We start from the raw sequence: 24,002 nt of genomic DNA, 5'->3' as shown, positions 1-24,002 counted from the left end.
TGTCACACAGAATTTAGGCCTATCTTTCAAAGCCTTCTGCAACAGCCTCTGGGAAATTTTCTTCAATGACCTTAGCACTAGCATCACAAACAGCCACCCCATAAGAGCGCATGCGTGTTGTTGGATCAATGCGACGAGAACGTTCGCAAACCTCACCTTGAGCCCGCTCAACTGTAAAGGCTACACCATCAAAAGTCACAGCGTCTGCTGGCTTAGCTGCTTCATCAGTAATGGTTAATTGTGACACAATCATTAACAAGGCAATGTCGCTATTTAGTGTGGTCAAGAGGGTTTTGGTTTCTTGGCTAGCATAAATTGTTAAGTGGGCTTCTAATGACTTGCCGATTACTTTGGCATTACGAGCTTCCTCAAGTGCCTTTTGAGCCTGTGTTCGTAGAGTCATAAAAGCATCCCATTCTTCTAGAATTGCTTTTTGATCAGGGAAGGATTCAGCCAAAGGCATCTCAGTAAGTTGGACAAATTCTTCTGATTCATATTCTAGATAAGACCAAATTTCTTCTGCTGTATGAGGAAGAATTGGTGTTAAGAGTTTAGTGATTTTCACCAGAATATCATAGAACACGGTTTGCATGCGGCGGCGCTCAATGCTGTGGGCTGCTTCAATGTAGACCACATCCTTAGCAAAATCCAGATAAAAGGCTGATAAATCTACTGTAACAAAATTCACCACTGATTTATAGATGCTAATAAAATCATAGTCAGCATAGGCTTGGTTAATGGTTGCAATCAATTGATTAAATTTGATTACCATGTAACGGTCAACTGCGCTAAGATTTTCATAACTAACTGCATCTTGATGAGGATTGAAATCAGAAGTATTAGCTAACAAGAAGCGTAAGGTATTGCGGATTTTACGGTAAGTTTCAGAGGTCTGCTTCAAAATATCCATCGAAATCCGGACATCATTACTTGAATCAACCGAAGTGACCCATAACCGTAAAATTTCCGCTCCAAATTGCTTTTCAACATCACTAGGAAGAATGGTATTCCCTAATGATTTGGACATTTTTTCGCCCTTACCATCAAGCACAAAGCCTTGTGATAAGATGGACTTGTAAGGAGCATGGCCGTTAACAGCAACCGAAGTGATCAAGGATGAATTAAACCAGCCGCGGTACTGATCTGAGCCTTCCAGATAAAGATCAGCAGGATAGGCTAACTCTTCTCGCGCAGCCATGACTCCCTTCCAAGAAGAACCTGAATCAAACCAGACATCCATAATATCCGTTTCTTTAGTGAAGTGCCCATTTGGTGAACCTGGATGGGTAAAACCAACTGGCAAGAGATCTTTGGCTTCTTTTTGCCACCAGATGATCGAGCCGTGTTCTGCAAAGAGATCTGCGACATGATCAGTAACTTCTTTTGTCATGATAGCTGTGCCATCTTCAGCATAAAAAATAGGAAGTGGCACGCCCCAGGCACGCTGACGCGAGATAACCCAGTCGCCCCGGTCACGAATCATATTATAGAGACGTTTTTGACCCCAAGCTGGTTTAAAGCTGGTCTTTTCAATTGCCGACAAAATTTCCTGCCGAAAATCCGAAACCGATGCAAACCATTGAGGCACAGCTCGCCAGATAATTGGTTTTTTGGTCCGCCAATCAAAAGGATAAGAATGGGTGATGACTTCGCTGGCTAATAAGAGGTCACCCAATTTTTCCTGAACCAAAGGGGTGACCTTGGCATAAAATTGACCAGCAAAATCAGGACCTGCATTAGCCATCATCAAGCCGCGCTCATCCACAGTAACAGCAACTTCTAGGCCATATTTAATTCCGACATTATAATCATCCTCACCAAAGCCTGGCGCCGTATGGACAATACCTGTACCTGAATCAAGGGTAACATGATCACCAAGAATAACAAGCTCGTCAACTTCTGGATCCCACGGATGCTCTGTCACAATCATTTCCAGCTCAGTCCCCTTATGCTGAGCTAGGATTTCAAAGCTTGTCCAACCAAAACGCTCCGCTAAGCTATCTAAAAGACCTTGTGCGACCACATATTTCCGGCTTTGACCTGCTGGTTGTACCACTACATAGTCCATATCCGGACCAACAGTTAACCCACGCGAAGCTGTCACGGTAAAGGGAGTTGTCGTCCATACAACAATGTAAGTATCAGTGTCTAGGACGCCCTTACCATTTTTGACCTTATTGGCATAATAGAGCGATGTAGAATCAATGTCGTGGTATTCAATTTCTGCTTCAGCTAATGCTGATTCTGACGACCAGGACCAGTAAACTGGTTTAGCACCGCGATAAATATAACCTTTAGCTGCCATCGCTCCAAAGACACGCACCTGTTCAGCTTCGTATTCAGGCTTCAAGGTAATGTATGGGTTTTCCCAATCTGCCAAGACTCCTAGCCTTTTAAAGTCAGCGCGTTGCTTATCTACCTGGCTAAGGGCATAATCACGGCACATGTCAAGATAGGCAACCAGATCCATTTCTTTGCGTTTAACCCCTTGCTTAGCTAAGACCTGCTCAATAGGAAGGCCATGAGTGTCCCACCCAGGGACATAGGGAGCACGAAAGCCTGACATTGATTTTGCCCGAACAATAATATCTTTTGAAATTTTGTTAAGTGCATGCCCTACATGGATATTCCCATTAGCATAGGGAGGGCCGTCATGTAAATGAAAGGCTGGTTTGCCTTCATTTAATTGCTGACGCTTGTGATAAATATCGGCCTGATCCCAGGCGGCTTGCCACTTAGGTTCCTTGGTTGGTAAACCGGCCCGCATCGGAAAGGCTGTCTTGCCCAGATTAAGCGTATCTTTTAACTTCATGCAGTTATCTCCTTACTGATAATAAAAAACCTTCGTCACAATAAAGGACGAAAGCTCGTGGTACCACCTTAATTCAGACTAACACAAAAGGAGTTAGCCTCTCAATTGCTCGTAAGGTGAGCAGACCTCCTAACTTACTGAATTCAGCTAGAAAGATGCGAAAATGATAATTAAATGTCAAGGGATTACAAGTCTCTCATCATCACTTGCTTGCTGTAAATATCAACACTTAATCGCGTTTTTCGTAGTCTTCAATATTTAATTTAAAGGTTTGCGTTTCGTTTAAGTTAACGCCTTGGTTGGAAGTATCAAAACTGTTAGTGTGTTCTAATTGTGCCGCTTCTAATTCACGGTTACTTTCTTCAACACGGCGCTGTAATTCTGCCATTTCTTCGGCTGAAAATTGACGGGTTGCATCAAATGAAGCACTGTCATCAGCTTCTGGCAGGTCTTCATCAAGAACTTCTTTAACAACTTCTTTAAAAGCGGCATCCGAATTTTGCAGATAAATAGCAGTTGGTTGCAACAATTCATTCCACTCAGGCGCATTGGCCAACGTTAACTGTGCTTCAATTGAGGAAATGAGGCGTTGATGGAAAACACGCGTTTGACGTTTCAATTCTTCTGTTTCAATAGCTACACGCTTGGCTTCATCGGTTGCATCACGCAACATTTGATTGGCTTTGGCTTTTGATTCGTCAAGTAAATATTGCGCATCATAATTAGCCTTGCTCACTAAATTTGTCGCTTCTGAATTCGCATTAGCTTTCACTTTTTCGGCTGTTTCTTGCGCTAAAATAACAGACTGGCTCAATGATTCTTTCATTTCATCAAAATAAGCTAGTTTTTCTTCCAGCTGCTTAATCCGTGAAGCATATTGACGATTTTGCTTAACCAGTGATTCATAGTCATCAACGACAATATCTAAAAATTCGTTAACTTCTTCTTCGCTGTAACCACGCAGTTTTGTTTTAAATGTTTTATCTTTAATTTCAAGTGCTGTAAGTACCATTATGTCTCCTTATTTATGCAAGGTTTTTCCTAGCGTCACCTTATATTTACCATGTTTTGTTAAACCATTCAGTCGAATGAATCGAAACCGTCCAAAGCCTCGTACACTCACTAAATCGCCCTCAGCAAGAGTCAGGGCAGATTTGGTTTGTGGGCGATAGTTAACTTTTACTTTTTCTGACTCAATTAATCTGATAGCCTGATGACGTGACATCTTTAGTACACTTGCCATCAGTCGATCAAGTCGCAAACTAGACGTTAACAGATCAGTCTCTTTTTCCGATAAATCCTTCACCTGTTTAAGTTCAGATAGGGGGACTTGCTTTAGCTGAACGCTTGCACGACCAATCTTTGAAATTGTCCCTAACAAATAATCAACAAGTGTTTGTGCAACCATTACTTGGATGTTACCATCTGTAATCAAAATATCACCTATCAAGGATCGCTTGATACCTAATTCATTTAGCAAGGTTCCAAGAACTTGGCAATGCCTAATCTGGTTGAACTTTGCATTATAGGTCATCTCAATCAAAGCCATATCAAAATCTTCCGGATCTAAGACATAATACTCTGGTGCAATAATAACACGCTGGTATTCACTTAGAAATAGATCACTTGACGTAAAACAAGTCAGTTGCGCCTGGGCAACTAAGCTTTGAATGATGGTCAGCTCCCGAGGATTGACAAAATCGGTTACTTGCCAGGCATAGGTCTGATCTACTTGCTGTATTATATCTTTTACTTTGTCAATAAACGCATATTCGTCAGGGTGAAAATGCTGATATATAGTACTGTCCTTTATCATCCAACTAAAATCTTTATGAGTAAGTCACTCACAAAATTCATGACTAAAATCACAATAAGAATGGTGAAATCGAGTCCTGCAAATTGCAAGTGAAAGGATTGAAATGGTTTCAATACGGGTTCCACTATGTCGCTAAGTATTCTTCCTAACCAAGTATTGTAGGCACCTGGAAACCAGGATAACAGGGCATAGGCAATCAAGAGGTAAGAATATACTTTAATTAATTTTAATAATATGAGCAGTACAAAAATCATAAGCTTAACGTCTCTTCATATCAAAATCAAAGCTAATATCCTGGCCCGGATTTGGAATATTCATATCTTCAATATTAACAGATACATTTGATGGGGTCAACAAATACATAGAAGGTCCGACACGTTGTAAGCTGCCATATAATACCTTACTTGCACCATCAATAAAATCAAGGCAGCGTCTTGCTTGGGCATCCAACATATACTGAAAATCAATCAAAACACATTCATTACTGATTAATAAATCAACAATTTCTTGCGCATCTTCATATTTTCGTGGGTATTTTAAAGCAATCGTTGTTTGCTCTTGATTTGCCAACTGCTGATAATGGTCTTGTCGATTAGCAGCTGTGCTTTTCTCACCACGCGGCTCTTTTTTATAGCTAATATTTGCTCGAGCTGACGCTTGCTGAGCACGTTCAGAAGGGTGGGCTTGTGAGGATTCATGTGTTGTTCTCATATTTGGAGCAGCTTGAGTCGCTGCAGTTGTAGCTTGGACGCGATTAGGTCGCTCGGGTTCTTCTTGCGCGTCCTCAAAATGCTCCTCTTCAACGTCATTTAAGTCATCGGTATCAAAATATGAGATTGCTTTATTAAAAAAATCTTTTACTGCCATCATTTTCTCCATTTACTTAAAGAAGGCTGTTCCAATTCGCACGTAAGTTGCTCCGTTTTTGATTGCAATCGGATAATCATTACTCATCCCCATGCTTAATTCGGTGAATGGCATGCGCTTGCGATTTGCTTGGGCTAAGGTTTGACGAAGTTGACTAGCTGCCAGAAAAATACGGTTAATTTCCTCATTACTCGCCTTTAAAGGAGCCATGGTCATTAAGCCAACCAATTCAATTTTTGAAAGCGCAGCAATTTCATTTAATGCCTGATCAATTTCTGAGACTAGAAAACCGTGCTTACTTTCTTCTTGCGAAATATTGACCTGAAGAAAGCACTTAATCGGATGGTCGGCTCGTTTATCAATTTCTTTGGCTAACTTAACAGAATCAAGTGCGTGAAAGTAATCAATGTCGTTAATGATTTCTTTTACTTTTCGCCTTTGCAAGCTACCAATGAAATGCCAACGAACCGGTCTGTCTTTTAGAGCTTGGTGCTTGGCCAAAAATTTATCAACTCTGTTTTCAGCAAAATCAGTGACCCCTAAATCAATGAGCTGAGCGGTCGTTTGAATGTCAACCGTTTTGGTCACAGCCACAATCGTTACGTCATTTGGACGACGACCTGCTTTGGCAATGGCTTTAGCAACCTGTGAATAAACAACATCTTTATGTGTTTTTAAATCCATGTTTAACGATTTTTAAAGAAAGGAGGTGTTTCTAATTCGTCGTCTCCATTATCGTCATTTGGAGTTTCGAAAGTTGACATATGTAATTGATTATCAAGTTCACTTTCATTTGGACGAGAAATGTTATCACGTCTTAAATCCCAGTTACCAAAAGCGGAGCCTTGATTATGCGTTGACTTAGGTGAGCGACCATGTGAGATTGGCATATCACGTGTTTCTCCCATATCAAAGTCAAAGCTTGAACGACGTTCAAAGCTAGGTTGAGAAGCCGTTTGTGCTTGTGTTTGTTCATTTGCATACTGAGCACCTGCTGACTGTTGTGGGTTGCTTTGATTGTAGCTTCGTGGTTGACGAAAACCTGCCGCCTTATCAGCCTTATCTTGACGAACTCCTGTCGCAACAACTGTGACACGGATTTCATCTTTCATGCTGTCATCAATGGAAGTTCCTAGCCAAATATTCACACCATTACCTGCCGCTTGCCCAACAATTTCAGAAGCTTCTTCTGCTTCGGTCAAGGTCATATCCAATCCACCTGTCACGTTAACGATGACATCTTCTGCACCATCAATAGTTGTTTCAAGTAGTGGAGAATAGATAGCTTTACGAGCTGCTTCAACAATGCGTTCTTCGCCAGAACCAACTCCGATTCCCATAAGAGCATTACCCTTATTAGCCATCACTGTCTTCACATCTGCAAAGTCAAGGTTAATCAAACCAGGACTCGTGATTAAGTCAGTAATTCCTTGAACACCTTGGCGAAGAACATTGTCTGCTTCGCTGAGGGCTTCAAGAAGTGGTGTTTTCTTATCAACAATTTCAAGTAAATTGTTATTAGAAATAATAAGAAGGGTATCAACTTGTTCACGTAGTTCTTGGATACCTTCAATGGCATAATTGCCACGTTTATTGCCTTCAAAGCCAAACGGACGAGTTACGACTGCTACGGTTAAGGCGCCGATGCCTTTTGCGATGCGGGCAATAACCGGCGCAGCTCCCGTTCCAGAGCCGCCTCCCATACCAGCCGTAATAAAGACCATGTCCGCGCCAGATAGGGCTTCTGTTAATACTTCTTCGCTTTCTTCAGCTGCCTTGCGCCCAACTTCTGGTTGGCCTCCAGCACCAAGACCGCGAGTTAATTTAGGGCCAAGCTGAATTACTGTTTCGGCTTTAGAGGAGCTTAGTGCTTGAATATCAGTGTTTGCTGCGATAAATTCAACCCCTGCGACTCCCTCATCAATCATTCGGTTAATCGCGTTACCGCCGCCACCACCGACACCAATTACTTTTATTAAAGCACCTTGTACTGATGCTGCATCAAATGAAAATGCCATTTTTATTCCTCACTTTTACTTTTAGTCAAACATACTGCCAAAGAAACCACGGAGTTTAGCGCCATAGTCACGTTTTGGCCGATCCGAATCTTTGCTACGATAGCTGTCAGAGACCGGAGCATGTGGTTCAAAAGTTGGCGAACCTGTCTTAGATTCATTATATGCTGGAATATAGGTTTCTTTGCCTGAAAAATCAACTGGTTTTCGTCTTAATAATTCTTCACCAGCCACTGCATTTTGAGCAATTACCTCAACCTCAGACATCATACCAACATACTCTACTAAACTAATGACATTCGCAAACATTGGGTTGCGAATTCCTACTTGATTTGGCACATGAAGTTTGACATTGACTCCAAATACTTCTTGGGCAACCTCGACAACACCAGGCATGATAGCTCCACCACCAACAAGGACAATCCCTCCTGGCAAATCTAACAAACGTCCCCGTTCCAAATCCTGCTTTACTCGGTCCAATATGTGACGAATCCGAGCAGAAACAATTTCTGAAAGGTAGCGTTCGGTTACTTCTACGGGCTCATCACTGCCAACCACATCTACCTTAACTGTATCGGTAGAGCTGGCTTCAGCAACATTAGCTTGTCCAAAATTAAATTTCAAGGCTTCAGCCATTGACATTGATGTCTTAAGAACCTTGGAAATGTCTTTTGTAATGTAGTCGCCACCTTCTGTATAGATATTAGTATACTGAAGTTCCTGGCTTTTCATCGAAGCGACTGTTGTTTGGCCGCCACCCATATCAATAACGGTCGCACCAAATTCACGTTCTCCTTCGTTTAGGACTGATTTTGTCATTGCCAAAGGCAAGATAATAATATTTTCAACAGTGATACCTGCTCGCTCCACTGTTTTACGAAGATTATGCAGAATAGTCGTTGGTCCAGTGTAAATGAGGCCACGCATTTCAAGTCGGGTTCCCATCATTCCCCGAGGATCGCGAATACCTTGAAAGCCATCCACAACAAATTCTTCTGGAACTAAGGAAATCACTTCACGTTCAGGTGTAATGCTCTTTGTGAGAGCTGACTTAACGACATTATCAACGTCTTCGTCTTTGATTTCTTTTGATTCACTTGGGACAGGAATCATTCCTTGGGTTGGTTCAATTTGTAATAAATTAGCAGGTAAGCCAACGTTGATTTTTTCAATGGTGATGCCTGCTTTTTCTTCTGCTTGTCCAACGGCTGCTTTGATTGCTTGTGCTGCCGCTTCAATATCAATAATTATTCCGTCTTTTACGCCTGTACTAGGAACGTTGCTAACTCCGATGACATTCATCTCACCAGAGATATATTCGGCAACCATCACTTTTATGGAGCTAGTCCCTATATCCAAACCAGTAAAAAAGCCATTTCTAGCCATTCACTTGCCCTCACTATCTTTCCAAACTTATACTATTCTAAACACTGTTCAAAACAGAATCATTCAGGAAACATTATACCATAAAAAAACGTAAAATGTTATCATTTCACGTTTTTTGTTATAGAATCTTAATTTTTTAAAAGGCGTAAAAACAACCTATTTCACGGCACTTTGTGCCCATCACATTTCTCATTCATGACCCTGACCAGAAGGTGGCTCTTGCGATGCGGTATCGCCTCCTTGGACCTGGGCAGCAGTACCTGCTGGTGCCGCTTGAGCATTTGCGGGAGTTGTTGAGGTTGCAGGTATAGTTTGCTCCTGTGCTTGATTAGTAGGAGCCTTAGGCTCATCAGCCTTCTTAGAGTCAGACTTATCATCAACAGCCTTTGCTTCAATGGCCTGGGTTGTAGTATAAATCCCAACCTCCATATCCACAATTGAAGGTTCCTTGAGATTCTTTTTAATTTTTAAATAGTAAGGCAACCGTTTAGGCAACTGGCTTTGGGCAAGGCGAATAATATTTCCATCTTGCATCGTTAAGACGAGCAAATCAGTGGTTGTTTTCGATTTTGCTGAATTGATAGATTTAATATCCTTCACCAAGTCTGCTGGTAACTTGGCTAAATCTCGAACAAGCTCTTGAATGGCCTGTTGATCTTCCAAATTAATAATCAAATACGATTTTGGTAAGGAGTCCTTAGAGATTGCTGCTACGCGCCGACCATTTTCTAATATTGGCTGGTAGCCTTTTTGCGTTTGAGCATAAGCAATAATTCGGTGTTCCTTGATCTTAAAGGTAAAGTGATTAAGAAAATGGTACTTGATTTTAGCATCTTTAACCCAAATGTCTTGAGAAATAAGGTTATGCTCATAATGCTTTCGACCAAACAAAAGTTTGATCCAATAATCTGAAGACTTGATGCCACTTTCTTGTATCAGCTGTGCTTTAGAAACATGTGTATTCCCAGTGATTGTAATCCTTTTAGCTTGACTATAAGGCGTCACAAAATAACCAGATAGAGCCAAGACTAAGGTGCTAATCAGTAAAACGGGTAAAGCTTTAATAAAGGCTAGCTCTTTTTTAGATCTAGTTCGTGGCTGTTTCTTAACCGGTTTGATTTTAGTTGCTTTGGCTTTTTTTGCTGACTTTGTCTTCTTTGCAGCCTTCTTGCCAGAGCTTTTAACTGATTTTGACAATGTTTTGGAATCATCTGTAGAATCTGATGTCTGATCAGCTGGTGAGGAATCATCAGAGGTTGGTTTGGTTTGTATCTCTTGACGTTTCTTAATGCGCAGCTTTTCTTTTAATTTGTATTCATCAGCTTCTTTAGCTTTTTTTTTCTGTAAAAACTCAATATTGCGCTTTTGCCATTCCGTTAAAACAACTGGCTCTTGATCATTTGGCTTGTTGTGCTTTTCTTGTGTCATTTAGTTTTCTTTCGGTTTAGAGCTTAGGTCATTTTTTAATAGGTTATAAAATTTTTCTGGTGATGTCAACTCCTTGGAATGTTGCATATTGTCCTGGTAACTTCTTTGGTTGTGTAATAGATGCTTCAGTTTTGCTTGCAAGTGAGCAAAGGTTAAATCTTCCTCAGAAAGAGTGACTGCATAGCCTTGCTTTTCAAAATAAGCCGCGTTTTCTAATTGATCACCCCGGCTTGCTTCACGGCCAAGTGGGACGATAAGATGTGGTTTTGCCATCGCTACTAATTCAAAAATAGTGTTAGAACCACCACGGGTAATCACAATATCAGCCAAATCCATCAAAGGATAATAAAGATCTATCACATAATCAATCCGGTAGAGATGCCTTGATAACCCCTTTAAATCAGCATCACCTGTAATGTTGATAACATTATAATGCTCCAACAAATCACTGGTTTTGGAAATGAATTCATTAAAGACCTTAGCACCTGCTGACCCCCCAATAAAAAGCAGCGTTGGCAAACTTCTGTCAAACTGAGCCTTAATCTCCTCAATTTGCGGCAAGAGACTGGGGTCAACTGCCCCTTCTCTTACCTTTGTAATTGCACCAACATGTTTAACTTTGGTTAGTTGGCTTGGCTGCTGAAAAGTGCTATACATGGTAGTCGCAAAACGGTAGGCAATTTTATTTGCTAAGCCCATGGATAAATCCGATTCGTGCACAAATACACGAACTCCCAGCATTTTAGCAGCAATCACTGGTGGCACTGAAACAAAGCCACCTTTGGAAAACAGTGCTTGGGGTCGCACCCTAGCTAAAATGACCAGAGATTGCAAAATACCACAAACAACTTTAAAGACATCCGCAAAATTTTGCCATGAAAAATAGCGGCGCAATTTCCCCGTAGCAATGGCATGGAAAGTCACCGGCAGACCTGATTTTTGGATCTGCTCTTGTTCTATACCATTTTGGGCTCCAATATAATGGATTTCCCAGCCGTCTTTAATAAAATAAGGAATCAGGAGCAAGTTTAAGGTGACATGGCCAACCGTGCCGCCTCCCGTAAACATCATTTTTTTAGCCACGCTTATTCTCCTTTTAAGCTTTCAACAGTGGCAATAAACTCCTCACCACGAACTTCAAAGTTTTGATACATGTCCCAGGAGGCATTAGCTGGGCTTAGTAAAATTACATCACCGGCTTTAGCCATTGCAAAAGCTTTGATCGTCGCATCCCGCACATCCTTTGCATCCATGTAAGGGACTTTGGCTAAATCAGCTGCGCGTTTGACCCGCTGTGCTGACTGACCTAATACTACCATCTGTTTAAGACCAGTCAAATCAGGGACAAGGTCGTCAAATTCATTGCCTCTATCTAGACCACCAGCAATTAAAATCACTCTAGCATTATCAAAGCCTGACAGTGCTTTTTGAGTGGCTAACATATTGGTAGACTTACTGTCATTATAAAAGGTGACTCCCTTAACTTGACCGAGTGCCTGCAAGCGGTGTTTGACACCAGTAAAATGCATTAGGCTGGTCCGAATATCCTGATTGCTGATGCCAGATAGCTTTGCCACCGCAATAGTTGCTAAAGCATTTTCAATGTTGTGACTGCCAGGCACACCCACCTCAGCCGCAGCCATAATGCGCTCCTCTTTAAAATATAAGTGACCATCTTGTAGGTAGGCTCCTTCAACTCTTTCATGCGTTGAAAAAGGAAGCACTTGGGCCTTGGTTTTTTGGGCTAATTCTTTAGCAATGCTTTGATTAAAATTCAGCACAATATAATCATCTGCAGTCATTTGCTTTTGAATGTTCCATTTGGCAGCAACATAGGCCTCAAACGAACCATGATAGTCCAGATGTGTTGGCATCAAATTAGTAATCACTGCAATACGAGGGTGAAAGTGCTCCACACCCATCAATTGAAAGCTAGAGAGCTCCATTACAAGCGTATCAGTCGCTTTAGCAGTTTTAACAACCTCACTAGCTGGGTAACCAATGTTCCCTGATAGGCGGGCCGCTTGCCCCCCAGCTTCTAAAACAGTCGCAATCATCGTGGTTGTCGTTGTTTTCCCGTTGGAGCCAGTAATGCCGATAATTGGTGCTTCTGAAACCAGATAAGCTAATTCGACTTCTGTATAAATAGGGATTCCCTTTGCTTGTGCAGCTTTTACCATGGGGTTAGCATAAGAAATTCCTGGATTTTTGACCATCAGGACGAATTGTTCATCTAGTAAATCAACAGGATGACTACCACAAATGACTTTTATCCCTTCTTCTAAGAGGGATTGAGCAGCAGGGTTTTCAGCAAAAGGTTTCGCATCATTTACGGTGACGATCGCTCCTAAGGCTTGCAGCAAGCGGGCAGCTGCTTCACCGGACTTGGCCAGACCTAAAATGAGGACTTTTTTATGTAAAAAGCTTGTTATCTGTTTCATAGGTTCACTCTATCTGTTAGTTTAAGATTTCCCTACTATTCTAACCTTATTTAGTTGATTTTTCAAGATGAAGCAGCATCCAAGTAAAACCCTAAGCAGCGCTAAAAATCGGTCGCTTTTTTCGCTCAACCTTCCTAGTGCAACTATTTTAAAAAAACTGACTAACAACCTAACTAGCCTTTTTAACCGCAAAGGGAACGGCTGAGCAGCGGCTAGCGCATGCTTGCTAAGACTTGATCTGGCACTGGTTTTAGGATACACAAAAGAACTGCTCCAAAGAACAGCTCTCTTATAAGTTTATTTTTTTGACATGTGCTGAATATCTCTGATCGCAAAAACAGCTAAGGCAATCATGCCCAAGGCAATCAAAATTTCAGGGGGTGACTGCATAAACTTGACAAGACTTAGGCAGGCAAGCACCAGCAAGGTTGCTAAAATCCCAACGACCCCAATCATTGTTAGAGTGTTACGCACGCTTTTTGGTGCCATAAATAAATAATAAGAAATAATCAGCACAGCGACTATGAGATAAAACATATTGGACCTCAATCATTTTTGACAGCTGTTTAACTGCAAGTCAAGTAGGGTGGGAGGTTATTCTGCCGATTTTTTCTTTTTATTTGCCTTATCCCGCGCTGCCTTATTCAAAATTTGTTTGCGTAGTCGAATGGCTTCTGGTGTGACTTCCATATACTCGTCATCAGCTAAGAATTCTAACGACTCTTCAAGTGTCAAAATTCGAGGAGTTTTAATGACAGCTGTTTGGTCCTTAGTTGCAGAACGCACATTTGTCATTTGCTTAGCCGTTGTAATATTGACACCAAGATCGTTTTCTCGTGAATTTTCTCCGACAATCATGCCTTCATAGACTTCTGTCCCTGGATTGACAAAGATTGTACCGCGCTCTTCAATACGCATGATGGAATAAGTTGTTGCTTTGCCATTTTCGATGGAAACAAGAGCACCGCGATGGCGACCACCAATTTCGCCTGGAACCACTGGCAAATATTGGTCAAAGGTATGGTTCATGATACCATAGCCACGCGTCATTGATAAAAATTCTGTTGAATAGCCAATCAAGCCACGCGCTGGAATCAAGAAAATCAACCGGGTCTGACCATTTCCCACCATTTGCATATCAAGCATATCACCTTTACGCTCTGATAAGGATTGGATAATAGCTCCCTGATATTCTTCTGGTGTATCAATTTGTACCCGTTCAAAAGGTTCACATTTGACGCCATCAATCTCTTTGATGATAACTTCTGGCCTAGAAACTTGCAATTCATAACCTTCACGGCGCATTGTCTCAATCAAAATAGACAAGTGTAATTCCCCACGACCTGAAACAGTCCATTTATCTGGAGAATCAGTTGGTTCAACCCGCAAGGAAACATCGGTTTGAAGCTCGGCTAAGAGACGTTCTTCTACTTTACGAGAGGTAATCCATTTCCCTTCACGACCGGCAAAAGGCGAGTTATTGACCAAGAAAGTCATCTGAAGTGTTGGTTCGTCAATACGAAGAACCGGTAGGGCTTCGACACAATCTGTAGGAGTAATGGTTTCGCCAACGAAAATGTCTTCCATACCTGAAACGGCAATCAAATCACCAGCCTTAGCCTCTTGGATTTCACGGCGTTCAAGTCCAAAGAAACCAAAGAGCTTGGTCACGCGGAAATTCTTAGTTGTGCCATCTAGTTTTGAGAGGGTCACTTGGTCACCCACTTTAACAGTACCACGAAAAACACGTCCAATACCAATACGTCCGACAAAGTCATTGTAATCAAGAAGCGACACTTGGAATTGCAATGGCTCATCTGAATTATCAACTGGAGCTGGAATGTGATCAATGATGGTATCAAAAATAGGTGCCATCGTATGCTCTTGATCAGCTGGATCGTCAGACAACGATGAGGTTCCATTGATTGCTGAAGCATAAACAACTGGGAATTCTAACTGTTCATCGTCAGCACCAAGTTCAATGAAAAGTTCAAGCACCTCATCTACGACTTCTGCTGGGCGAGCTGATGGTTTGTCAATTTTGTTAACCACAACAATCGGAATCAGATTTTGCTCAAGAGCTTTTTTCAACACAAAACGAGTTTGCGGCATGGTGCCTTCGTAGGCATCCACAACCAGAACAACACCATCAACCATTTTCATGATCCGCTCAACCTCACCACCAAAGTCCGCGTGCCCTGGGGTATCCATGATATTAATACGGACATCATTATAGGCCACAGCCGTGTTTTTGGCCAAGATGGTAATGCCCCGTTCTTTTTCAATATCATTGGAATCCATCGCCCGCTCCTCAAGCTCTTTACGGGCATCTAAGGTGTGGGATTGTTTTAATAGTTCATCAACAAGTGTTGTTTTTCCGTGGTCAACGTGCGCAATAATTGCAACGTTACGGATGTCATCTCTAGTTTGTGTCATGTTTTCCTCTTGTAGCATTTAATTTTATAACTGAACAATTATACCATAATTTTCTTGAAAAAACAGGAATCGGCTAATTGTAAATGTTTTCAGCTGCTTCATGCGTCCAACAAAAACAAAAAAGGACTAAACAGAAGTGATGCTCTCCACCCAGTTGCCCTTTCATCCTTTTATACGTTTTTCATAAAACAAACAGCAAGGTCACAAGAAAAGCTCCCGCTAGATGGTGACCTAGCTTAAACTTACGGTTATTTGACTTTGCCATCCCAAGCATCAAAGCCTGTTTTTAAGAAGTATAAATCAGTGTAACCAGCAGCTTTCAATTGACGCGCAGCCTTAGGCGCAAAAGTGGGCCTTGAACCTTCATAAAGCAAAATCGGTTTATCCTTGCGCAGCGCTGATAAGGCAACCGCAAATTGCCGCTCAGAAAAATTACGCGCCCCAAGAATGTGTTTGCGTTGAAAACTTGCTGGATCGCGAAGATCAATAATTTGACTGTGGCGCATCATCGCTTTAAAGGTTTCGTTATCAATTTGTGTGACACTCTTTTTAAAGGCATAGTAACGCCAAAACATGTAAGCAAGTATCGCTAGTAGAACAATGAAAAAGACAAGTGTGACAGGAGACATCTGCTCCTCCTATTCTATTTGGATTTAGTTTTCTAAAAATTGAAGGGCTAGGCTAGCAGCGCCGATAATTCCAGCGTCATTGCCCAGCTCGGCAATCTTGATTTTCGTTGTATTGCGCACCTGTGGGAAGCTATAGTGCATAAAGTGAGTTTCTACCCGGCTTCGTAAAAATTCGCCAGCTGCTGAAACGCCTCCGCCAATGACTACAGAATCTGGATTCAAGATATTAGAAATATTGGCTGAAGCAAGCCCTAAGTACCGACAAACCTTCTCAACAACAGCGTTTGCAAAACGATCCCCAGCTTCTGCGGCCTTAAATATATCCTTACTTGATACCGCTTCACCATTATCAATATCTGCTTTAATGCGTGAAGAACCTGCATAGGATTCTGCTAATAAACGAGCAACTTTGACAACACCTGTTGCTGAGGCAACTGTTTCTAGGCAGCCAATATTGCCACAAGTACATTGAAATCCGTCATCTGGTTCCACAACCATGTGGCCAATCTCACCCCCTGCACCAGCGACACCATGAATGAGATTCCCATCAGCGATAATACCACCGCCTACACCTGTTCCTAGGGTCATAAAGACAACATCAGGTTTATTATCACCAGCTCCTACCCAACGTTCTCCTAAAGCGGCAACGTTGGCATCATTATCAATCGCAAAGGCAATGCCCAATTCTTTTTCCAGGACTGAGCCAACTTCTTGTGTTTTTTTCCAATTGAGATTGTAGGCACCGGTAACGGTTTTTTGCGTGCGATCAACTGCACCGGGTGATCCCATACCAATTCCGATAAAATCGTCCTTAGTCAAACCATACATCGCGAGCCGATGTTTGATTGAAGCGACAATATCTGGCACAATGTTCCTGCCATCTTCTAATATATTGGTCTCAATTGTCCACTTTTCTTGCACTTGGCCTTCTGGCGTCAAGACGCCAAATTTAATGCTAGTACCACCTAAATCAATTCCTAATAATTTTTGACTCATTATGCTTACCCTTCTTGTTCCCTTTCAATACGATGCTCGCGACGTAAGATTAATTCTGCTCGTAAATAGTCATCTTTGTCAATCAAGTTATTATCATAAAGGCGTTGCAATTCGATTTTCATCATCTCAATATCATAAAGACGCTTACCAAGATAAACATAAATCCCAAAACGCTTCAACAACTGTTGAACATCAAATAATGTTTTCATATGTTCACATTTTATCAAAATCTACAAGGCATTTCAAGCAAAGGCGCAAACGTTTGCTCTAGCCTTACCTCACTCATTTAAAGGCACTTGCCTTACTCGCTGGGTTTTGATAATATCGCACAGCTACGCAGTTTTGCTCCCTGCTTTGCCCTGCAATGACTAGCCTTTCACACAACGTCCTACAAAAAGCTAGCGCAATGCCAGAAAAAAATCGGCAACTAGGAGATGCATTGGGATAGAATTTTCGAATAAAGAGGTATGAGAACTTTACAAAAACTACTATGTTGGCTTTTAGCTTTTCTTAATTGTACAAGTGCATGGCCCAGTCTTTGGCTTTCTTTAGCTTGCAGTGCATGTTTACCTGGTTTTCTTTGGCTTTGGCCACTACCGTTAGCTAAGGCTGGGTTTTGGGTGCTTTTTACACTCCTACTTAGCATCTATGACTGGCACCAGCAATCGTTTCCCTTTATTTTTTGGTTCATACCAACTATCTGCCTGACTTGTGTCTGGCCTGCAAACCCAATCTTTTGGTGCCTGGTGGCTTTAGCTGTTATAGCTAGACAATATCTAAGGAGCATTGGTCCTGGTGATTTTTTGTTCCTAGCTACAGCAGCCCTTCTCTATCCCTTTTTCGCGCTCTTGTGGGTACTACAGGTAGCCAGCCTACTTGGCTTTGTATATTGTCTTTTAAGCCAGAAAAAGCGCATTCCTTTTGTTCCCTTTCTCTCCCTTGCTAGCTATATTGTCTTTTTTTGGCAATAAAAAAACTGAGCTTAAGACAGCAGTTATGATTTCAAGGTAATCACACTTATCTTATTCTCAGTCAGTTAGTTAGTCATTTTATGTTTTCATCATACCAGCTTGTAACTGATACATCTTGTAGTAGGTGCCTTTGGCTGCAAGCAGGTCTTCATGCCGGCCGCTTTCAATAATTTTCCCTTTATCTAAGACATAGATACAGTTTGCATCTTGAATAGTTGATAAGCGATGAGCAATGGCAATGGTTGTTCGTCCTTTGCGCATTTTAGCAAGGGAGTTTTGCACCAATTGTTCAGTAGCCGAGTCAATATTAGCAGTTGCCTCATCCAAAATAAGAATCTTCGGTTTGCTTGCGACTGTCCTGGCAAAAGCGAGCAATTGACGTTGGCCTGTTGAAAAGCTCTGACCGCGTTCTGATACCGCAGCTGCATAATGATCAGGTAACTTTTGAATAAACTGGTCAGCATCCACAAATTGCGCCGCTTCTTGGATTTCTTGATCAGTGATATTTTGATACATCTTGATATTGGAGGCGATGGTTCCATGATATAAAAAAGGCTCCTGCAGTACCAAACCAATGGCCTTACGCAGTTCTGCTGTGGCATATCGTCGAATGTCTACACCATCTAGTAATACTTGACCTGATTGATAGTCATAAAAACGCATCAAAACATTAATAATCGATGACTTTCCCGAACCAGTCGCACCAACAAAGGCAATGGTTTCACCTTTATTCACTGAAAAAGAAATATTATCGAGAATTTTTGTATGGCCATCATAAGAAAAACTGACATTTTTAAAGGCAATATCACCTTGTGTTACTGCTAAGTCCTCTGTCCCTTGTTGAGGCTCATAACCCGTTTCATCAACGAGGCTAAAAACTCGACCTGCTGAAACCATCGAGGTTTGCAGTGTTGAAAAATTCTGAGTGACTTCAATTAAGGGATCAAACAGTCGATTAATGTATTGGATAAAAGCATACATCAGACCTGCTGTTAAACCTCCCTCTAAGCCTTTAAAGCCAAAGTAGGTCATCAGTACGGCATAAGCCAGTAGCTTCAACAAAGACATAGCTGGACGAAGAAAGAGGCTATCTAGTGCGACGGAACGATTAGCATAAGCCACATGTTCTGCATTAATGGCTTCAAATTCTGCTTTTAAGCGCTCTTGTTGACCAAAAGCCTGAATGATTCTGATGCCCTCAATGCTTTCAGCTAACTTGGTATTAATATCACTCAGCAGACTCCTGGTTTTTGCTATGACGGCAACCGATACTTTGCGGTAGCTATTTACCAAAATAAAAATAAAGGGCAAAAAGAGCAACACCAAGCCCGTTAATTTAGCATCAAGGACCAACATAGTATACAAGGTCACACTGAAGATAAAGATAGCCGAAATAAAGCTGGATAAGATCCCCGAAAACATATCACTAATGGCCTCGGTATCATTAGTAATCCGTGACACAATGGAGCCACCTGGTGTACGATCAAAAAAGGACATGCCTAGTTTTTGCATATTGGCAAAAGCATCTTGTCGAATATCACGAACAATACTGTAGGATACTTTGGCAAAAAAGAGGTTTCCTAAATACTGCATCACGCTTTGTAGGATATACATGCCATAATAGCCAAGCAGCAAAAGCAGAGCAGTTTGGTTGAGTGTGCTCAAGTAATGATCAATAAAATAGGAAGCAACCAAGGGAATCAAGCTTTTAACAACAGTAGTCAAAAGCAACAGTCCTAGGGCTAGTGCCGTGAGCCACTTATAATGCTTGAGATAGCTGAGCAAGCGCTTAAAGACTTGCCATTGATTAAGTTTAGGCATCAGCAACCTCCTCCATTTCCATTTGTTGAGCCTGATACGTCTGAGCATACCAGCCCTTGTTTTGTATCAAATCATCATGACGGCCGCGTTCGATAATACGGCCATTTTGCAGTACTAAAATCAAATCAGCATGGACAACTGCACTGAGACGATGCGCTGTAATGATAGTTGTCTTGCCCTGGCGACTTGCTTTTAGGTTTTCAATAATGGCAAATTCTGTTTTGGCATCAACTGCTGAGAGCGAATCATCCAAAATCAGAATTTCTGGGTCCAAAATCATTGCCCGACTCATCGCAATGCGTTGTTTTTGCCCACCAGACAAGGCCACTCCTTTTTCACCAATTAAGGTATTAAAGCCCGCAGGCATCGCCATAATATCTTGATCAACATAGGACAATTGAGCAGCATGTTGCACAGCTTCTAAACTTAAGTCTGGATTACCAAAACGAATATTTTCCAAAATAGAGGTGGCAAATAAAAATTGATCTTGGGGCACATAGCCCATTAACGAACGTAGGTCTGTTAGCCGATAATCTTTAATATTATAGCCATTTAAGCTAATGTAACCATCTGTAACATCGTATTCACGCAAGAGCAACTTAAGCAGGGTTGTTTTGCCCGCGCCCGTTTGACCGACCAAGCCAAGGGTTTGCCCCTTTTCAAGAGCAAAGTGAATGGCTTCTAAAGTCTTTTCATCAGCATACTGAAAAGCATTAATTTCAAAGGCAATCTGCCCATTTGTAATGGTTGGCAAAGGATGTGCTGCCTCTTTAATATCACTTTCTTGTGCTAATAGCTCAGTAATGCGCTCATAAGAAACCGAACCCCTTTGCACCACGTTAAATAAAAAACCCACTGCCATCAAAGGCCAAACCAGCATATCTAGATAAGTAATAAAGGTGACCAAATTACCAATCGTGACCTGACCAGCTTTAATCATGACAGCCCCAACTAAAAGGGTCAAGGTATAGGAAGCTCCTATAAAAAGAAGGACAACTGGATCAAACATAACATCATAGGTCATGGTCTTTAGATTCTTATGAAAGGCTGCTTGATTAACCTTCTGAAAAGCGGCAACGTCATCTTCTTGGTAGCCAAACGATTTGGTTACTTTTATCCCTGCTACACTTTCTTGAACCTTATTATTCAAATCTGAAAATGCAGCTTGTGACTGAGCAAAAGCCTGGTGTGTTTTTCGTCCCAACCGGCTAGTAGCATATGCCATCAAGGGCAAGGGTAAAACAGCTATTAGGGTCATTTGCCAAGAGATTGTAAAAAACATCGTCACTAAGGTCACTAGGGCTGTAATCGAAGCATCAACTGCTGACATGACACCACCCCCAGCTAAGCGCGTTAAAGAATTAATATCATTGGTCGCATGCGCCATCAAGTCCCCCGTTCGATACTTTTGATAAAAAGATGGCGACATTTTCGTAAAGTGTTCAAATAAACGAAAACGCATAATCCGACCTAGACGGTAAGAAGTTCCAAAAATACACATCCGCCAAATATAGCGTAAACCATACATTAAAAATGCAACCACTACCAACCAAAAAAGTTGCAACAAAAGCTGACTTTTAGTTAAATCACCCGAAGTAATCGCATCAATTACCTGCCCCATTATTTTAGGTGGGATAAGGTTTAACAGCGCAACCACACTTAAAGAAATAATGCCGATGAGATAAGGTTTCTTTTCTTGTTTAAAAAACCACCACAGTTTGGAAATAATTGACATGGCTTTCCTTTCTACCTACTACTTTTTAGTTTTTTCTTCTACAGCTCATTTTATTTTGCACAGCTAAGAAAAAGTCTCTCCATTGGAGAGAACTTATGATTTCCTAATATAGTCTATTATAAAGCGATAGCCATAATATGCAAGCAATGCGCACAAAGAATTGGTCCATAAGTCAGCTGCCTCAAAGTTACGCTTCGCATCTAATAAGAGATCTATAAAAGTTGGATCTCTTCAGGGTCAGGCTCATCGCTAGGCTAAGCAAGAGGCTGCTGCGCACTGGGTTGTGAAAACGCTCAGTCCCAAAATGAAGCACAAAGACAAGTGGAAAAGAACAACAGCCTATTCAAAGTATTTTGTATAAACAGCCAGCCTGCTTGCTTGATGGTTTCGCTTTATCCCAAGGTCCAAAATGAGTTAAAAAGGGCCAATAAGAAAGGTAAGTGACCCCAGTAAATAATATGAGACGTCTGATATTGTAAAACCTGTGTGAACGGTCAAAAACACTGCAAGGCCAGCACATGGAGTAGAGAGCCACTAAGATGACTAACACATCTTTTTTTCTGTTCACTAATGCCTTTAGCAATTGCCGCATCTCCTTAGGCCTCTGCAACAATTTTTTGCCGATCTTTTTTCATGGTATTAGAGCGCAATTGACCACAAGCTGCATCAATATCAGTACCGTGCTCTTGTCGTACGACACAATTCACACCATTTTTCTTTAAAACATCATAAAAAGCTGATACGCGCTCTTTGGGACTACGCGAATACTGATCATGCTCAGAGACAGGATTATAAGGTATCAGATTGACATAGGATAATTTCCGAATTTTCTTAGTTAGATCAGCTAGTTCTTGAGCATGTTCAATATGGTCATTAACCCCATTTAACATAATATACTCAAAAGTCACACGCCGATTAGTCGTGTCAATATAGTATTCTAGAGCAGCAAATAACTTTTCTAGTGGAAAAGAACGGTTAATACGCATAATACTTGAACGTAGCTCATTGTTTGGAGCATGCAAAGATACAGCTAAATTAACCTGCACACCTTCGTTTGCAAAGTCACGAATTTTATGTGCTAAACCAGAGGTTGACACGGTAATGTGGCGCGCGCCAATAGCTAAGCCCTTATCATCATTAATGGTTCTTAGAAATTTCATCACATTTGTGTAATTATCAAAAGGCTCGCCAATTCCCATCACCACCACATGGCTAACGCGTTCATCTTGCCCACGTTGATCAAAGTAATGTTGCACCATCATAATCTGAGCTGTAATTTCGCCATTATTTAAATCGCGTTGCTTTTTAATTAAGCCGCTTGCACAAAAGGTACAGCCAATGTTACAGCCAACTTGCGTGGTTACACAAACAGACTGGCCATAGTGCTGACGCATCAATACCGTTTCAATCAGCATCCCATCTGGCAATTCAAATAAATATTTGACTGTCCCATCAGCTGATTCTTGAACTACCTTTTGTTTTAAGGGATTAACCACAAAGTTATCTGCTAAAAGCGTCACAAAATCCTTGGAAATATTCGTCATTTCATCAAAGGACTGAACTCTTTTTTTATAAAGCCAGTCCCAAATCTGCCTTGCTCTAAATTCCTTTTGACCATGTGTAAGAGTCCACTCTATGAGTTCATCGCACGTTAAACTGTATATTGAAGGTTTCATGAATTACTTATCTTTCTTTCGAATTATAAAATGAGAATTCTTTGTTTTGGCCATTTTCTCAGGCTTCGCTTCTGGGCTTGCTGATTTAGGACGGTTCTTTGGAGTCCTTTGCTTGCTAGTAAACGTCACACCTTTATCAGCCTTACCACTTTCTTTTTTCTGCCTTTTAGCTTTCTTTGCTTTATTAGATGCACCAGTGCGATTCGCATTAGTACTCCCCTTTGCGCCTCTGCCTCTGGAAGTCCTCTTACGGCGCATAGGACGCTCCTCTTCGTAAGTAACTTCTTTTGGATTTGGATTTTCAAGCACAAAATAAGCACAGCCAAAATTGCAAAACTCTTTGATGTAATCCTCTAAACGAGAAATACGGCTAGCGCGTCTTATATTGTCTTGGTCTTTATAGAAACCACGGATTCTTAATTGCTCATTACCCCAGTCTCCGACTAAATAATCATATTTCAAGAGAAAATCGGTGTAGCGTTGCCCAAAGTGCTTAGTGTCAAAGGCATTTTTAACATTTTCTACAAGATGAAACTCAATATCACCGCTTTTGACTACTTGATCTATCAAGACAAAATCCGGACCGGGAAATTTGTTGTAGTTAAACATGTCTTCTGAGATTTCTTTTTTCATGGAACTCCTTTCTAGTTATTTTTCTTTCAAATAAGTTGCCACAAGCTCACGTAACAAATCTGGAAATAATAGGATGGGTTCTTGCTTTTTAACTTGAGGAAAGTAAGAAGCAAAATAATAATGATCAACTAGCACCAAACGTATTTTTTCTTGATTTGCTATAACCCTTTTATTATACACTATTTTGCCATTTTTGTATGTAAAACCATTAAAGAATCATTCCCGTAGTTAATATTGTTGTCCAATTTGTTATAGTCCAAAGGGAGATAATAATGACTTTCCTTGTCTTAACAATTGGTCAACAATATTCACTGATGCCCTTTCTTCCAATTAAATGCAA

20 protein-coding genes and 1 pseudogene are annotated in these 24,002 nt (G+C 41.2%); all 21 read right to left on the bottom strand.

Annotation, left to right across the window (positions count from 1 at the left end):
* Positions 1-19: 19 nt before the first annotated feature.
* Positions 20-2,812: an isoleucine--tRNA ligase gene (gene ileS / locus GWD08_RS01425; RefSeq protein ID WP_159563964.1), complete on the bottom strand. Its 2,793-nt coding sequence runs from the start codon at positions 2,810-2,812 to the stop codon at positions 20-22.
* Between the two features lie 229 nt (positions 2,813-3,041).
* A complete protein-coding gene (locus GWD08_RS01420) occupies positions 3,042-3,824 on the bottom strand; it encodes a DivIVA domain-containing protein (RefSeq protein WP_159543632.1) in 783 nt (260 codons plus the stop codon).
* Positions 3,825-3,833: 9 nt separating this feature from the next.
* A complete protein-coding gene (locus tag GWD08_RS01415) occupies positions 3,834-4,628 on the bottom strand; it encodes a YlmH family RNA-binding protein (protein ID WP_159543630.1) in 795 nt (264 codons plus the stop codon).
* Positions 4,625-4,882: a YggT family protein gene (locus GWD08_RS01410; protein WP_159543628.1), complete on the bottom strand. Its 258-nt coding sequence runs from the start codon at positions 4,880-4,882 to the stop codon at positions 4,625-4,627. Before GWD08_RS01410 ends, GWD08_RS01415 begins: the two co-directional genes overlap by 4 nt.
* Positions 4,883-4,886: 4 nt before the next feature.
* Positions 4,887-5,495, bottom strand: coding sequence for a cell division protein SepF (locus GWD08_RS01405; protein WP_159564001.1), 609 nt, complete (start codon positions 5,493-5,495; stop codon positions 4,887-4,889).
* 12 nt (positions 5,496-5,507) lie between these two features.
* Positions 5,508-6,179, bottom strand: a complete 672-nt coding sequence (locus tag GWD08_RS01400; RefSeq protein WP_159563963.1) for a YggS family pyridoxal phosphate-dependent enzyme — start codon at positions 6,177-6,179, stop codon at positions 5,508-5,510.
* Between the two features lie 2 nt (positions 6,180-6,181).
* Entirely contained in the window at positions 6,182-7,513 is a 1,332-nt protein-coding gene (ftsZ, locus tag GWD08_RS01395; protein ID WP_159543621.1) for a cell division protein FtsZ, read from the bottom strand.
* A 21-nt stretch (positions 7,514-7,534) separates the two neighbouring features.
* The gene (ftsA, locus tag GWD08_RS01390; RefSeq protein WP_413251605.1) at positions 7,535-8,839 is read right to left on the bottom strand and encodes a cell division protein FtsA; all 1,305 of its coding nucleotides are present in this window, start codon (positions 8,837-8,839) and stop codon (positions 7,535-7,537) included.
* 246 nt (positions 8,840-9,085) lie between these two features.
* On the bottom strand, positions 9,086-10,324 hold the full coding sequence (locus GWD08_RS01385; protein WP_159563961.1) for a cell division protein FtsQ/DivIB: 1,239 nt from the start codon (positions 10,322-10,324) through the stop codon (positions 9,086-9,088).
* Complete coding sequence (locus tag GWD08_RS01380; protein ID WP_159564000.1) at positions 10,325-11,395, bottom strand: UDP-N-acetylglucosamine--N-acetylmuramyl-(pentapeptide) pyrophosphoryl-undecaprenol N-acetylglucosamine transferase; 1,071 nt, start codon at positions 11,393-11,395, stop codon at positions 10,325-10,327.
* Positions 11,396-11,409: 14 nt separating this feature from the next.
* The gene (gene murD, locus GWD08_RS01375; RefSeq protein ID WP_159563960.1) at positions 11,410-12,765 is read right to left on the bottom strand and encodes a UDP-N-acetylmuramoyl-L-alanine--D-glutamate ligase; all 1,356 of its coding nucleotides are present in this window, start codon (positions 12,763-12,765) and stop codon (positions 11,410-11,412) included.
* 297 nt (positions 12,766-13,062) lie between these two features.
* Positions 13,063-13,302 carry a DUF3165 family protein gene (locus tag GWD08_RS01370; protein ID WP_159543611.1) on the bottom strand — a complete coding sequence of 80 codons (240 nt, stop codon included), beginning with the start codon at positions 13,300-13,302 and terminating at the stop codon, positions 13,063-13,065.
* A 57-nt stretch (positions 13,303-13,359) separates the two neighbouring features.
* The gene (typA, locus tag GWD08_RS01365; protein ID WP_159543609.1) at positions 13,360-15,201 is read right to left on the bottom strand and encodes a translational GTPase TypA; all 1,842 of its coding nucleotides are present in this window, start codon (positions 15,199-15,201) and stop codon (positions 13,360-13,362) included.
* 248 nt (positions 15,202-15,449) lie between these two features.
* Positions 15,450-15,830, bottom strand: a complete 381-nt coding sequence (locus GWD08_RS01360) for a rhodanese-like domain-containing protein (protein WP_159563959.1) — start codon at positions 15,828-15,830, stop codon at positions 15,450-15,452.
* Between the two features lie 24 nt (positions 15,831-15,854).
* Positions 15,855-16,826 (bottom strand): ROK family glucokinase, encoded by a 972-nt coding sequence (locus GWD08_RS01355; RefSeq protein WP_159543605.1) that lies wholly within the window; start codon positions 16,824-16,826, stop codon positions 15,855-15,857.
* Between the two features lie 5 nt (positions 16,827-16,831).
* Positions 16,832-17,035: a YqgQ family protein gene (locus tag GWD08_RS01350; protein WP_159543603.1), complete on the bottom strand. Its 204-nt coding sequence runs from the start codon at positions 17,033-17,035 to the stop codon at positions 16,832-16,834.
* Positions 17,036-17,875: 840 nt separating this feature from the next.
* Complete coding sequence (locus GWD08_RS01345; protein ID WP_159563958.1) at positions 17,876-19,618, bottom strand: ABC transporter ATP-binding protein; 1,743 nt, start codon at positions 19,616-19,618, stop codon at positions 17,876-17,878.
* Positions 19,611-21,353, bottom strand: coding sequence for an ABC transporter ATP-binding protein (locus tag GWD08_RS01340; RefSeq protein WP_159559782.1), 1,743 nt, complete (start codon positions 21,351-21,353; stop codon positions 19,611-19,613). The genes GWD08_RS01345 and GWD08_RS01340 overlap by 8 nt, the downstream gene beginning before the upstream one ends.
* 596 nt (positions 21,354-21,949) lie before the next feature.
* The gene (gene rlmN / locus GWD08_RS01335) at positions 21,950-23,029 is read right to left on the bottom strand and encodes a dual-specificity RNA methyltransferase RlmN (RefSeq protein ID WP_159563957.1); all 1,080 of its coding nucleotides are present in this window, start codon (positions 23,027-23,029) and stop codon (positions 21,950-21,952) included.
* A 3-nt stretch (positions 23,030-23,032) separates the two neighbouring features.
* The gene (locus GWD08_RS01330) at positions 23,033-23,662 is read right to left on the bottom strand and encodes a YutD family protein (RefSeq protein ID WP_159543595.1); all 630 of its coding nucleotides are present in this window, start codon (positions 23,660-23,662) and stop codon (positions 23,033-23,035) included.
* Between the two features lie 15 nt (positions 23,663-23,677).
* Positions 23,678-23,866 (bottom strand): annotated as a pseudogene (locus GWD08_RS08725) (bifunctional metallophosphatase/5'-nucleotidase); the annotation flags it as partial.
* Positions 23,867-24,002 lie beyond the last annotated feature (136 nt).

It is taken from the genome of Streptococcus halichoeri (genome assembly GCF_009870755.1).
In the GTDB taxonomy this organism is placed as follows: Bacteria; Bacillota; Bacilli; order Lactobacillales; family Streptococcaceae; genus Streptococcus; species Streptococcus halichoeri.
Note: the sequence above shows the minus strand (reverse complement) of the source record. Positions and strands in the feature narration are given on the sequence as shown.

Excerpts from the sequence above, each read along its gene's own strand:
- GWD08_RS01385 (WP_159563961.1), bottom strand. The coding sequence starts at position 10,324 with ATGACACAAGAAAAGCACAACAAGCCAAATGATCAAGAGCCAGTTGTT.
- GWD08_RS01415 (WP_159543630.1), bottom strand. The coding sequence starts at position 4,628 with ATGATAAAGGACAGTACTATATATCAGCATTTTCACCCTGACGAATAT.
- ftsA (WP_413251605.1), bottom strand. The coding sequence starts at position 8,839 with ATGGTTGCCGAATATATCTCTGGTGAGATGAATGTCATCGGAGTTAGC.
- GWD08_RS01400 (WP_159563963.1), bottom strand. The coding sequence starts at position 6,179 with ATGGATTTAAAAACACATAAAGATGTTGTTTATTCACAGGTTGCTAAA.
- GWD08_RS01420 (WP_159543632.1), bottom strand. The coding sequence starts at position 3,824 with ATGGTACTTACAGCACTTGAAATTAAAGATAAAACATTTAAAACAAAA.
- GWD08_RS01380 (WP_159564000.1), bottom strand. The coding sequence starts at position 11,395 with ATGATGTTTACGGGAGGCGGCACGGTTGGCCATGTCACCTTAAACTTG.
- GWD08_RS01345 (WP_159563958.1), bottom strand. The coding sequence starts at position 19,618 with ATGCCTAAACTTAATCAATGGCAAGTCTTTAAGCGCTTGCTCAGCTAT.
- rlmN (WP_159563957.1), bottom strand. The coding sequence starts at position 23,029 with ATGAAACCTTCAATATACAGTTTAACGTGCGATGAACTCATAGAGTGG.
- GWD08_RS01405 (WP_159564001.1), bottom strand. The coding sequence starts at position 5,495 with ATGGCAGTAAAAGATTTTTTTAATAAAGCAATCTCATATTTTGATACC.
- ftsZ (WP_159543621.1), bottom strand. The coding sequence starts at position 7,513 with ATGGCATTTTCATTTGATGCAGCATCAGTACAAGGTGCTTTAATAAAA.
- murD (WP_159563960.1), bottom strand. The coding sequence starts at position 12,765 with ATGAAACAGATAACAAGCTTTTTACATAAAAAAGTCCTCATTTTAGGT.
- GWD08_RS01360 (WP_159563959.1), bottom strand. The coding sequence starts at position 15,830 with ATGTCTCCTGTCACACTTGTCTTTTTCATTGTTCTACTAGCGATACTT.
- GWD08_RS01355 (WP_159543605.1), bottom strand. The coding sequence starts at position 16,826 with ATGAGTCAAAAATTATTAGGAATTGATTTAGGTGGTACTAGCATTAAA.
- GWD08_RS01330 (WP_159543595.1), bottom strand. The coding sequence starts at position 23,662 with ATGAAAAAAGAAATCTCAGAAGACATGTTTAACTACAACAAATTTCCC.
- ileS (WP_159563964.1), bottom strand. The coding sequence starts at position 2,812 with ATGAAGTTAAAAGATACGCTTAATCTGGGCAAGACAGCCTTTCCGATG.
- GWD08_RS01410 (WP_159543628.1), bottom strand. The coding sequence starts at position 4,882 with ATGATTTTTGTACTGCTCATATTATTAAAATTAATTAAAGTATATTCT.
- GWD08_RS01370 (WP_159543611.1), bottom strand. The coding sequence starts at position 13,302 with ATGTTTTATCTCATAGTCGCTGTGCTGATTATTTCTTATTATTTATTT.
- typA (WP_159543609.1), bottom strand. The coding sequence starts at position 15,201 with ATGACACAAACTAGAGATGACATCCGTAACGTTGCAATTATTGCGCAC.
- GWD08_RS01350 (WP_159543603.1), bottom strand. The coding sequence starts at position 17,035 with ATGAAAACATTATTTGATGTTCAACAGTTGTTGAAGCGTTTTGGGATT.
- GWD08_RS01340 (WP_159559782.1), bottom strand. The coding sequence starts at position 21,353 with ATGTCAATTATTTCCAAACTGTGGTGGTTTTTTAAACAAGAAAAGAAA.